This is a genomic window from Erysipelatoclostridium sp. DFI.2.3, from assembly GCF_019132535.1.
Lineage (GTDB): Bacteria > Bacillota_I > Bacilli_A > Erysipelotrichales > Erysipelotrichaceae > Clostridium_AQ > Clostridium_AQ innocuum.
Map to the genome: position 1 here is coordinate 36,834 of NZ_JAHOOJ010000006.1, position 11,116 is coordinate 47,949.

General features: G+C 47.6%; 11 protein-coding genes. 9 read left to right on the plus strand and 2 right to left on the minus strand.

Translation table 11 applies throughout. The features are described from left to right. Nucleotides 1–3: 3 nt before the first annotated feature. The 7 genes from KSZ58_RS07710 to KSZ58_RS07740 all read left to right on the plus strand — a co-directional run bounded on the left by KSZ58_RS07710 (nt 4) and on the right by KSZ58_RS07740 (nt 7,774). Nucleotides 4–1,740: a C40 family peptidase gene (locus tag KSZ58_RS07710; RefSeq protein WP_002304377.1), complete on the plus strand. Its 1,737-nt coding sequence runs from the start codon at nt 4–6 to the stop codon at nt 1,738–1,740. Between the two features lie 14 nt (nt 1,741–1,754). Then, nucleotides 1,755–2,012: a DUF4315 family protein gene (locus KSZ58_RS07715; protein ID WP_002304378.1), complete on the plus strand. Its 258-nt coding sequence runs from the start codon at nt 1,755–1,757 to the stop codon at nt 2,010–2,012. Next, nucleotides 2,002–2,685 carry a DUF4366 domain-containing protein gene (locus KSZ58_RS07720; RefSeq protein WP_002578950.1) on the plus strand — a complete coding sequence of 228 codons (684 nt, stop codon included), beginning with the start codon at nt 2,002–2,004 and terminating at the stop codon, nt 2,683–2,685. Before KSZ58_RS07715 ends, KSZ58_RS07720 begins: the two co-directional genes overlap by 11 nt. Nucleotides 2,686–2,836: 151 nt before the next feature. Beyond that, nucleotides 2,837–4,069 (plus strand): ATP-binding protein, encoded by a 1,233-nt coding sequence (locus tag KSZ58_RS07725; RefSeq protein WP_002304383.1) that lies wholly within the window; start codon nt 2,837–2,839, stop codon nt 4,067–4,069. 177 nt (nt 4,070–4,246) lie between these two features. Further along, nucleotides 4,247–6,322: a DNA topoisomerase 3 gene (locus KSZ58_RS07730; protein WP_002578949.1), complete on the plus strand. Its 2,076-nt coding sequence runs from the start codon at nt 4,247–4,249 to the stop codon at nt 6,320–6,322. Continuing rightward, nucleotides 6,319–7,164: an LPD16 domain-containing protein gene (locus KSZ58_RS07735; RefSeq protein WP_002304387.1), complete on the plus strand. Its 846-nt coding sequence runs from the start codon at nt 6,319–6,321 to the stop codon at nt 7,162–7,164. Before KSZ58_RS07730 ends, KSZ58_RS07735 begins: the two co-directional genes overlap by 4 nt. Nucleotides 7,165–7,177: 13 nt before the next feature. Continuing rightward, complete coding sequence (locus KSZ58_RS07740) at nt 7,178–7,774, plus strand: YodL domain-containing protein (protein ID WP_217752648.1); 597 nt, start codon at nt 7,178–7,180, stop codon at nt 7,772–7,774. Nucleotides 7,775–7,918: 144 nt separating this feature from the next. Here KSZ58_RS07740 and KSZ58_RS07745 read toward each other — a convergent pair whose 3' ends face one another. Then, nucleotides 7,919–9,145, minus strand: a complete 1,227-nt coding sequence (locus KSZ58_RS07745) for an IS110 family transposase (protein WP_027642637.1) — start codon at nt 9,143–9,145, stop codon at nt 7,919–7,921. Between the two features lie 369 nt (nt 9,146–9,514). Between KSZ58_RS07745 and KSZ58_RS07750 the strand changes: the two genes are divergently transcribed. Next, a complete protein-coding gene (locus tag KSZ58_RS07750) occupies nt 9,515–9,721 on the plus strand; it encodes a transposon-transfer assisting family protein (RefSeq protein ID WP_002578948.1) in 207 nt (68 codons plus the stop codon). A 48-nt stretch (nt 9,722–9,769) separates the two neighbouring features. Here KSZ58_RS07750 and KSZ58_RS22635 read toward each other — a convergent pair whose 3' ends face one another. Continuing rightward, nucleotides 9,770–10,483: a hypothetical protein gene (locus tag KSZ58_RS22635; RefSeq protein WP_021632746.1), complete on the minus strand. Its 714-nt coding sequence runs from the start codon at nt 10,481–10,483 to the stop codon at nt 9,770–9,772. Nucleotides 10,484–10,526: 43 nt separating this feature from the next. Here KSZ58_RS22635 and KSZ58_RS22640 point away from each other — a divergent pair, with 43 nt between their 5' ends. After that, on the plus strand, nt 10,527–10,865 hold the full coding sequence (locus KSZ58_RS22640) for a TnpV protein (RefSeq protein ID WP_118199520.1): 339 nt from the start codon (nt 10,527–10,529) through the stop codon (nt 10,863–10,865). The last annotated feature ends 251 nt before the right edge of the window (nt 10,866–11,116 follow it).

Below are 11,116 nucleotides of genomic sequence, written 5' to 3' on the forward strand. Positions count from 1 at the left end.
TGTATGGCGAAAAGACCTACACGACTCCGTTTTACCGAAGATGACCTTGCAGATTCTCATGTGAAGAAAGCTGCCGACCGTGCAGATAAGGCGGTTGATAGGGCTGAAAAAGCGGCAGACAAATTGGCTTCTAAAAAGGCAAAGCCGAAGCTAAAGCTGGAAACAGATGCAGCCGGTTCCCGTAAAGCAAAGCTCCGTTTTGAAAAAGCGGAGTTTACGGAAATCGAGCGCCCATCTGTGGCAAAGCACATGGCAAGCCGTGGTGCCGCAGTCACGCTCACATCCAAAGCACATCGGGCGGTGTCAGAATATGAGGATGATAATATCGGCGTTCAGGCTGTGCAGGAAACGACCAAGGCTGTTGAATCCACTGTCTATACCGTCGATCATGCCGTTTACAGTCACAAGCTGAAAGCCTACGACAAGGCGGAAAAGCTGGTTGAGAAGTCAGATAAAGCAAATGTAAATGCCCTGTATGAGAAGTTCAAAAAGGACAACCCCGATGCCGGTTCCAATCCCTTTTCCCGTTGGCAACAGAAAAGGGCAATCAAGAAAGAATATGCTGCCGCCAAAGCCGGTAAGAATACCGCTTCGACAACGGCTTCTGCATCTAAGGGTGCAGGCAAGGCAACGGGCAAAGCAGCTCAGGGAGCCAAGAACATCACAGAAAGAGTAACGGAGTTCTGCACCACACACTCTAAAACGATTCTGTTTGTTTTGATTGCCGGACTGCTTTTTATGATACTCTCAGGGATGTTCTCGTCTTGTTCGGCTATGTTCCAAGGCGGCACACAGATCATTCTGGGAACTTCTTTTACTGCAAAAGAGGAAGATATTATTGGTGCGGACAATGATTACAAGGCTTTGGAAGCTGCGCTCCGCAATAAAATCAATAATATCGAGCGTACTCATAGCGGATATGACGAGTACCGGTATGACCTTGATGAAATCAACCACAATCCTTATGAGCTGGCGGCGTATTTGACGGTGAAGTTTGAGGATTACACCAGAGATGAGGTGCAGGCTACCCTGCAATGGCTATTTGAGCAACAATATGAGCTGACCCTGACGGAAGTAGTAGAGATTCGTACACGAACAACATCTTCTACTGATCCCGAAACGGGAGAGACAACAACAGAGGAAGAAGATTACGAATATTATATTCTGAATGTGAAGCTCAGAAATAAGGGCTTGAACAGTGTGATTTCAAATTCCGGCTTGTCGGAAGATGATATGGAGCGATATAGAATTTTGCTTCAGACAAGGGGCAACAGACCGGATATTTTCGGAAATGACATTTACGCCACCCCTGGCGGCGAGTACACCGATTATGATATTCCGGGCGAAGCGCTGACAGACACAAGATTTGCCAATATGATTCGGGAAGCTGAAAAATATCTGGGATACCCGTATGTGTGGGGCGGCAGCAGCCCGTCTACCTCCTTTGACTGCTCCGGATTTGTTTCCTATGTAATCAATCACTGCGGAAACGGTTGGAGTGTTGGTCGTTTGACCGCAAACGGTTTGATGGGCGTATGCGACATTATCCCGAAAAGCTCTGCCAAACCGGGAGATTTGATTTTCTTCCAAGGCACTTATGATACCTCCGGTGCATCACACGTTGGTATCTATGTTGGCAATGGTATGATGATCCACTGCGGAAACCCCATTTCCTACGCTTCTATCGAATCGAATTACTGGCAACAGCATTTTTACTGCTTCGGCAGAATCAGAAACTAAAGGAGGGATGGCGATTGAGTGCCAAGTTAGACAGAATAGGTGCAGACCTTGAAAAAGCCCGTAAGAAACGGGCAGAATGGGATGCTAAGGTGAAAGACCTGGAACGCAGATACCGTGAGGAGGAAAATTCCGAAATCCATGAGATGGTTCATGCTGCGAACCTGAATCCCGAACAGCTTTCCGAGCTGCTCCGTATGTTTGCTGCGGATATGGCTCCGAAGCCTGATACGATCAATACTATGAATGAGGAGGAAACGCAGAATGAGATTTAAGAAAATTGGAGCCGCATTGCTGGCGTGTGCAATGTGTTTTGGCGTGTTTTCTACAACGGCATTTGCCTATGTAGATGAAAGCGTAGCGACTGAAGAACCTGCGGTCGAAGAAAAAGTTCCCGAAACAGAGCCGGAGGAGCCGATGCTACCGCTTACTCCCGACGGCAATCTGACTTTGGTTGATGACGCTGGCTCGCCTACGAAAAGCGGAAAGCAGTTCATTACCGCTGTAACCAAAAACGGAAACTACTTCTATATCATCATTGACCGTGATGATAAGGGCGAGGAAACCGTGCATTTTCTGAATCAGGTGGATGAAGCCGACCTGCTCAAGCTGATGGACGAGGAAGAAGTTGCAGAGTTCACCAAGCCGGTTGAGGAAACAAAGCCGGAAGTAGTTGAAACAGTTCCTGAAATTACAGAACCGACACCGGAGGAAAAGCCGAAATCCACAAATATGCTCCCGGCGATTCTTACTCTGATTGTGCTTGCCTGTGGTGGTGGATTCTTCGTATTTAAGAAAGTCCAGGAAAAGAAGAAGGCACAGGAAGCGGCAAAGCCTGACCCAGATGCTGATTATGTGGACGATGACGAGGACTATGGGTACGATCCGGAGTTTGAGGACGACGATGAAGATAGCTCCGTCGATGAAGATGATAATGAACCTGTGTAAACAGGATAGGCTTGATGCCTGGGGCAGCCTTCGGGTTGCCTTTACATAGTTTCCGCTTTCAAAAAATAAAAAAATTTGCGTTTTTGAAAGTGACATCTTGCATATACTATTAGCAGACAGTATAATAAGTACAGCGAAGCGGTTTCGAGAAATGAAAAAACTTCAATTTTTGAAAGCGGGTGACTATATGAAAACAATCACGAGAGCAAAATATCTCGATAGAATCATTGAACTGAATGGTACTCCTGACATCAAGATCATCACGGGCATTCGTCGATCTGGTAAGTCCAAATTGATGCAGGCGTATATTGCGTATCTGAAAAGCAATTTTGAAAACATCAATATTATCTTCATCGACTTCATGGATTTGGCGTATGAAGAAATCAAGGAATACCATGCCTTACACGCCTATGTGGAAGAACATTATCAGGAAGGAAAAACGAACTACCTGTTTGTAGACGAGGTTCAGATGTGTCCCAAGTTTGAGTTGGCAATCAATAGCCTGTACTCTAAGGGAAAATACGACATCTATGTAACAGGCTCTAATGCTTTCCTGTTGAGTGCAGATCTGGCAACTCTGTTTACCGGACGCTATATTGAAATTCATGTGTTTCCTTTCAGCTTCCAGGAATATTGCCAGTATTATGATGATATTAGTGACAAAGATAAGCTCTTTGATGAGTACGCTATCAAGGGCGGTTTAGCAGGTTCCTATGCTTATAGAACCGAAAAAGACAGAACAAACTATATCAAAGAGGTCTACGAAACGATTGTTACAAGGGATTTGGTACAGAAATATACTCTCCCGGACACTTTGGTTTTACAACGTCTGAGCGAGTTCCTTATGGATAATATCAGCAACCTGACTTCTCCGAATAAGGTCAGTCAGCTACTGACAGCAAATGAGACTCCAACCAATCATGTAACCGTCGGCAAGTACATTAAGTATTTGTGCAATGCTTTTGTATTTTATGATATTAAGAGATATGACATCCGAGGTAAGAAATACCTTGAAAGCTCTGAAAAGTTCTATTTGTGTGACAGCGGTATTCGATATGCAATACTGGGAAGCAGAAATATAGACTATGGCAGAGTATATGAAAACGTTGTTTGTATCGAGCTTCTTCGCCGTGGATATGATGTCTATGTCGGCAAGCTCTATCAAAAGGAAATCGACTTTGTTGCTCAGAGAGGTAGCGAAAAGATTTATATTCAGGTCAGCGACAACATTTCCGGGCAGGAAACATTTGAGAGAGAATGCTCTCCTCTGCTTCAGATTCGAGACGCTTATCCGAAAATGATTATTGCCAGAACCAAACATCCCCAATATAGCTATGAAGGAATCGAAATTCACGATATAGCCGATTGGTTGCTACAAGAATAAGCAAGGTGAAATATCTCCGTCATTCTCTTTTGAAATGATGGAGATATTTTTATTATGACGGAGATTGTAGAACAGAAAATTGTATCAGGTTGCAAAAATCCTTTCCGAACTTTTTACATAGCAGTCATGCACTACGGTGTGTGGCTGCTTATTTTTTTGTGAAAGGAGCAGATGCAAATGAAATTAGTTTTGGCTGAAAAGCCTTCGGTTGCACAGAGTATTGCCAAAGTGTTAGGTGCTGCCAAGCGTGAGGATGGCTACTTAGAGGGAAACGGATATGTGGTCAGCTGGTGTGTAGGGCATTTGGTGGAGCTGGCACAGCCGGAAGTCTATGATGCGAAGTACAGCAAATGGGCTTATGCAGACCTTCCTATCTTCCCGATGGACTGGCAGTATGAGGTTTCTGCCGGTACGAAAAAACAGTTTGGGATTCTGAAAAAGCTCATGGCCAGAGAAGATGTTGCGAGTCTTGTGTGTGCAACAGATGCCGGTCGTGAGGGCGAGCTGATCTTTCGGTTGGTGTACCACAAAGCCGGGTGCAGAAAGCCGTTTGAGCGGCTTTGGATTTCCTCGATGGAAGATGTAGCAATCAAGGAGGGCTTTGAAAATCTCAGGTCTGGAACGGAATATGATGCTTTGTATGAAGCAGCACTGTGTCGAGAACGAGCCGACTGGATTGTTGGTATTAACGCTACTCGACTTTTTTCGACCCTTTACGGGCAGACCCTGAATGTTGGTCGTGTTATGACCCCTACCCTTGCTATGGCTGTTATGCGAGAAGCTGCCATTTCCGCATTCAAGCCTGAACTGTTCTACACAGTTCAGATTGGATTGGATGGTTTTACGGCTGCAAGCGAACGCTTCAAAACCAAGGCAGCAGCCGAAGCTGTCAAACAAAGCTGTTCGGTGGCAATCGTTCAGAAAGCTGAATGTAAGGAGAAAACAGAAAAGCCGCCTGCGCTCTATGACCTGACCAGTTTACAGAGAGAAGCCAACCGTGTGCTTGGCTACACGGCACAGCAGACCTTGGACTACACGCAGAACCTCTATGAAAAGAAACTGGTCACTTATCCCCGTACCGACAGCAGGTTTCTGACGGAAGATATGGCACATAGCCTGACCGACCTCGTAAAGCTGGCTTTCCACACATTCCCCGTGGAGGATGTGGATAACATACCAGTTCATGCAGAGCAGGTTGTGAATAACAAAAAGGTCACAGATCACCATGCCATCATTCCGACCAGAGAATTGCAGAAATGCAATCTGAGCGAACTTCCCAAGGGTGAACTTGCAATTTTGCAACTGATCTCGAATCGGTTGTGCGTAGCTGTTGGCGATCCGCACCGATACGCAGAGACAGTTATTGAGCTGGACTGTGGCGGTACCGTGTTTTCCACCAAAGGCAAAACTGTTGTGCAGGATGGATGGAAAGCTCTGGTTCAGAAAAATGATTCGACAAAATCCGACGAAAACGTGCAGACACTCCCTTCTGTTTCCGTTGGTGACGAAATGACCGTCAGCGGCACGGAAATCAAGGAAGGGAAAACATCTCCCCCTAAACACTTTACCGAGGATACTCTGCTTTCTGCTATGGAAACTGCCGGTGCGGACGAAATGCCTGATGAGGTGGAGCGCAAAGGTTTGGGAACGCCTGCGACCCGTGCCGGTATCATTGAGAAGCTGGTTCGCATCGGTTTTCTGGAGCGTAAGGGTGATAAGAAAACCAAACACCTGATTCCGACCCACAAGGGTACGGCTCTGGTAACAGTCATGCCGGAACAGATTCAGTCCCCATCCATGACGGCGGATTGGGAAGAAAAATTGTTGCTCATTGAGAAAGGCGAATATGCCAGCGAGGACTTTATGGACGAGATCAAAGATGTGATTGCCGGTCTGATTCAGAACTATGAAGTAATCCGTGATTCCGAGGTTATGATGTCGAAAGAAGCCAATTCTATCGGCAAATGCCCGCTCTGCGGCAGTGCTGTAGAGGACAAAGCCAAGGCATTTTTCTGTTCCAACAGAGCTTGCAAATTTGCCCTCTGGAAAAACAATCGCTACTTTGCGAGCATCGGCAAGAGCATGACTTCTGCCACGGCGCAGAAATTGCTTGGTTCCGGCAAGGTAAAGCTCAAGAATTGCAAGTCCGAAAGAACGGGCAACACCTTTGATGCCACCGTCTTTATGGAGGTATCAGATGATGGCAAAACGAAGTTCAGTATGGAATTTGAAAATGGAGGAAAGCGCAAATGACAAATGAGTACAACCCGGATGGTAAGGAAATCCGATTTATCGACAGCCATTATAAGGATTTGTTTCATATCCCCGATGGCAGCTGTGTGCAGATTCACTACCCGGATGAAATGGTTGTGAAGCCCTGCACCTTCATTGACGAGTATCATACGCAGATCGGATACAATGTGTTTCATATCTGCCAGTTTGCAGAAATTATGGAGCGCAACGGCGCAAGCTATATGCCGGAGCCTGAGATTATGGGCGATGAAGCCGCATGGAAGGTCGGAAAGGATAGAATCCTTGCGGTGCAGACCTGCGAAGATGGTTACGACTACACCCTGTTGGATGAAAACTACAACGAGATTGATGGCGGTCAGGTTGATAACCCTGAACTGTCCATGCTCGAAGTCCGCCGGGATATTCTGGAATCCTTCGGGCTGGAGCGCCGGGAACTGCGGGCAATGTTCTATGAGGATGTCATGGAGCAGGCTTTTGAAGTCGGCAGACAGGCGGTGGTGGTCAATGACCCTATCGCTGAGCTTGCTTTTAAGCTCGACCGTTTTGCAGAGAACTTCGACCCCTATGAATATATGGATCAGGTCGATGATGTGCAGGCGCATATCCAAGAAATCAAGGCAGATCTTGCCGCTGGTAATACGGCTCCGTATCGTGAGTTCCTGAATACAGCCATTGAAGAAGCCCGTGAGGAAACTGCGGTTGAGGTTGCCAAAGTGCTGAAAAGTCAGCTGGATAAGCTCGACTCTCCGAAGCGTGAGTCGGTCATGGAAAAACTGGCACAGGCCGCAGAAAAAGCTGCGCCTGCCAGTCCCTCTCCCAAACGCAAAGAGCCTGAACGATAAGGAGGACACGGATATGAAAAACGAAAAATGGGATGATGTTCACGGAAATACCACCCCGGATGACAGAATGGTTGCTTTTCTGGAAAGCCCCACGGATTCCTATGCGATTCTTCAGCTGCGGGAAGATGTAGACGATAATATCCCGCTCATGTTTGCAAATTACAGCTACCTTCAGAAGAAAGAAATGGAGCCTGAGATTGACCGTTACGAGGTGGTCTATCATGGCTCCATTTCTATGTCCGAGGATGTGAATCGGCAGCTGGAAGATTTGTATGTAAAGTTCAATATTGACCACCCGGATGATTTCCGTGGTCACAGTATGTCGGTCAGCGACATCGTAGCCTTAAAGGTAGTCGGTGAGGTATCCTTTCACTATGTAGATTCTGTTGGGTTTCAGAAGCTGGAAAACTTTATGAAGTCCGAAAACTACCTGAAAAACGCAGAGATGGCAATGGAAGATGATTATGGGATGATTGACGGTATCATCAATAACGGAAAAGCGTCCGGATTAGAGGAACGTCCTTCGGTGTTGGAGCAGTTAAAGGAAAAGCCCGTGCCGGATGTTTCCCATAAGCCGCCCAAGAGCCACCCGGAAAGTCTAATGGTATGAAGTCAAGAGGGTGATGGCAGGAAAAATCGAGAATAAATGCAGGAAAACAGTTGCGTAAGCAGAAAAAAGGCAACACCAACCTAAGCCCTGCCCCCTAAGGTTTTTTGAAACAGGGCGGGAGCGCCAGAGCTGCGAGTGGTGTACTCAGCTCTCCGGCGGGATATACAGGCGGTTGTCCTTCAGCAGCCGAAAGACCAACCGAACCAGTTTTCTGGCAGTTAAAGCGAGTGCGCGTTTATGCTGGTACTTGTTGACCTCTTTGAATTTGAGGTCGTAGTAGCGCCGGAACTCGGAGTCGCATCTTCTCACAGAGTTCGCGGCTTCCAGCAGATAGTAGCGGAGATAGCGGTTGCCGGATTTAATCATTCGGGAATGCTCCGCTTCAAATTCACCGGACTGATTTTTGTGCCAGACAAGGCCGGCAAACTTGGCAACGGAGGCTTGAGAATCAAACCGGTGAATGTCGCCGATTTCAGCGATGATGCCGGCGGAGTAAACCTTGCCAATGCCAGGAATGGAAGTCAGGGTATTGGGGATGATTTCAAACTGCTGCTCAATGGCCTTGTCCAAAACCTTGACTTGCTCTTTCAAGGCCCGCATAGAGGCAATGGAGACAGACATGGCCTGATTCACGGTGTCATTTACCGTTTTGGGCAGACGATAGGAGCCCTTGGCAGCAGCTCGCACCGCTTTGGCTGTGGCAGCTGGATCTGCAAATCTTCCACGTCCTGTTTCTGTAACGAAGGCGGTCAGTTCTTCCAGATCAGAGTTTGCCAGATCATCCACTGTTTCAAAGCGCTCCATGAGAGCAATCGTGGTGGAGCTGGAATTAGCAATATCCTTATCTTGGGCCATGCCGGAGCATTTGAGAAACAGGTAGTTGGCAAACCGCTGTTTTTCACGAGTCAGATTTTGAATGACCTCAAATCTGGCCCGCGTCAGGGTTTGGAGTGCTTTGTAACGGTAATCATCCATGTAGACCTCCCTGGCGATTCTGCCAAAACGCAGATGGTCGGCAATCACAAAGGCGTCCACCCAGTCGTTCTTAGGCAGGTCAGGATAGGCTTCCTTGAATTTCCGCACCTGCTTGGGGTTAAGAACATGAATCTTTCGCTGGAACTGCCCCAGTCTGCCATCTTCTCGGAGAGCGTAGACAAGGCTGTCCCCGTAGATAGAGGTGGCCTCCAGACCGATCACAACATCACTGAGCTGCATGGAGCCGAGTGCCGATACGATTCTTTCTGACAACAGTTTAGCCCCGCCAAGGTTGTTCTGCACAGAAAAACTGGAGTACTTGCTGCCGTCTGGTTTCATCAGGTAGGCCACATTGTTCCTGCTGCTCACATCAATACCAACGAATAATGGGTTCATAATTTTCACCTCCCCGCATGGAGATTTCAGGCCAGCAGGCTTTGAGATACCCATGATAACCGGAGCATCCGCAACCTCGCCTATCAGAATCATTCCAGAGCAGGCCGATGCGATATCCCTCACTGCTGAAAGGGCGGCCTACACTCGGGCAAACAGCCAATGAGTTTGCAGCTAACTTCCGGCTCAGGGGAACGGACTTTCCGTGAAGCAACCTTTCGGTTCAACGGGAGATTTCAGAACTTGACCCTGCTGTCCTACAGCTATTGTATCATGGGCATCTCTAAGCCTGCTGATATCTAATCTAACAAGTGGACTAAGCAGACACACTTACAAAACGGTCTGCAAATCATATTATACGAGGGAGATTGAATGATGGATTTCACACAGGATGAGCGGAACATGATGATGCTTTACAGCCCTGGCACAAGGTCAGGGCTGTGTGAAGCACTGACACTGATGAAGGAACAGCTTTCGGAGGACGAGTCAGAGCTTTTTGCTTTGGCAGACTCGGTTCTCCGTAAAGTTTCAGCCATGGACGATGCCGCCTTTGAGAAGCTGAACCTTTATCCGGATTGATAGGATTGGAGGGATACAATGAACGCAAAAGAGCGATTTTATTCCGGATTAGCAAAAGAAACGATTGGGAAAATCACCTCGAACACAGATAACTGGACTTCGTTTTTGAGAACGATGTCCCGCAACTATGAGTTCACCTATCCGGAACAGGTGATGATTTATGCTCAGCGCCCCAATGCGACCTTTTGCAAGCCCTATGAGGACTGGAACGCTGAAAATTACCGCAGATATGTAAAGCGTGGCTCTACCGGCATTGCTCTGTTTGTGATGAACAGGGATAAACCGTATCTGCGCTATGTGTTTGATGTGGCGGATACCGGCGTTCGCCGTTCTTCCCCGGAACTGAAACCGTGGGAGGTGACGCCTGAAAACCGCTCCTATGTCATGGAAGCGATGGAGCGTACCTTCGGTGTTGCCGCTGACGGGGTACTGGAAGCACAGCTTGAAGATATTGCATCCGCACTGGCGGCTGAGTATTGGGACGATTACAAAAAGCAGTTCCTCGACATCGTTGCCAACAGCTTCCTTGAGGAGTATGATGAACTCAACATCGAAGTAGCTTTCAAAAATGCGGTGGCAAACAGCGTATCCTATACGATGTATTGCCGGTTCGTGGAAAGTCCCGACAACTACTTCGAGCATGAGGATTTCCAGAAGGTGTTTGATTTTAACACCAGACAGACGGTAAATGCCCTTGGTACTGCGGTGAATGCCATCAGCACAAGGATGTTTCAGGAAATCGAAAAAGCGATTGGAGAACATGAGCAGATTAAAGCTACCGAAAGGAGTACAGATTATGAGCGAGATGACTTACAGACAGGCCGGAGATTATCAGATTCCGAACCTTCAGTTGGAGAACGAGGGAGAGAAACCTCTGGGCAAGTACGGCAGGATGCGTCGAGCATTTTTGGAACAGAACAATCCGATGCTCCTGAACGACATGATTCTGACGGAGAGCCTGTTCCCGCACCTGTGGGAGATCGAGGAAACAGCGAAAGCCAGAGTGGAGTTTCTGATGGAGCAGTACCTGAAGGACAGCCCCGCACCGGACAAGGAAACGCAGCAGATGGCGTGGGTGCAGCACATGAACAGCCTGAAAGCACAGGCGGAGGAAGTCGTGATGACGGAGCTTATCAACAGCTGAGTCTGAACCTTTTCCTCTCCGAAAATGAACAAATCAGTTTTATCGACCGAGCAGAGAGCTTTACGCCCTCTGCTTTTTCTTTTGCCCAGGAAGAAATCGACCACTTCCTTCTGCTTGGTAGCAATACCGATGAAGCCCGAAAAGTCGTAGCGCTGGAATATATGAAGCAGAAGCCGTTGGAAGAAATCGTTCAGACCTTAAAGCAGGTCTATCACGGCGGCTATGGTCTGAAAGAAGATAGCGGGAATATC

Bases quoted from the DNA above. Each gene is read 5' to 3' on its own strand.
- KSZ58_RS07710 (WP_002304377.1), top strand. From the start codon at position 4: ATGGCGAAAAGACCTACACGACTCCGTTTTACCGAAGATGACCTTGCA.
- KSZ58_RS07745 (WP_027642637.1), bottom strand. From the start codon at position 9,145: ATGAACCCATTATTCGTTGGTATTGATGTGAGCAGCAGGAACAATGTG.
- KSZ58_RS22635 (WP_021632746.1), bottom strand. From the start codon at position 10,483: ATGTTCTCCAATCGCTTTTTCGATTTCCTGAAACATCCTTGTGCTGAT.
- KSZ58_RS07730 (WP_002578949.1), top strand. From the start codon at position 4,247: ATGAAATTAGTTTTGGCTGAAAAGCCTTCGGTTGCACAGAGTATTGCC.
- KSZ58_RS07720 (WP_002578950.1), top strand. From the start codon at position 2,002: ATGAGATTTAAGAAAATTGGAGCCGCATTGCTGGCGTGTGCAATGTGT.
- KSZ58_RS22640 (WP_118199520.1), top strand. From the start codon at position 10,527: ATGACTTACAGACAGGCCGGAGATTATCAGATTCCGAACCTTCAGTTG.
- KSZ58_RS07725 (WP_002304383.1), top strand. From the start codon at position 2,837: ATGAAAAAACTTCAATTTTTGAAAGCGGGTGACTATATGAAAACAATC.
- KSZ58_RS07740 (WP_217752648.1), top strand. From the start codon at position 7,178: ATGAAAAACGAAAAATGGGATGATGTTCACGGAAATACCACCCCGGAT.
- KSZ58_RS07750 (WP_002578948.1), top strand. From the start codon at position 9,515: ATGATGGATTTCACACAGGATGAGCGGAACATGATGATGCTTTACAGC.
- KSZ58_RS07735 (WP_002304387.1), top strand. From the start codon at position 6,319: ATGACAAATGAGTACAACCCGGATGGTAAGGAAATCCGATTTATCGAC.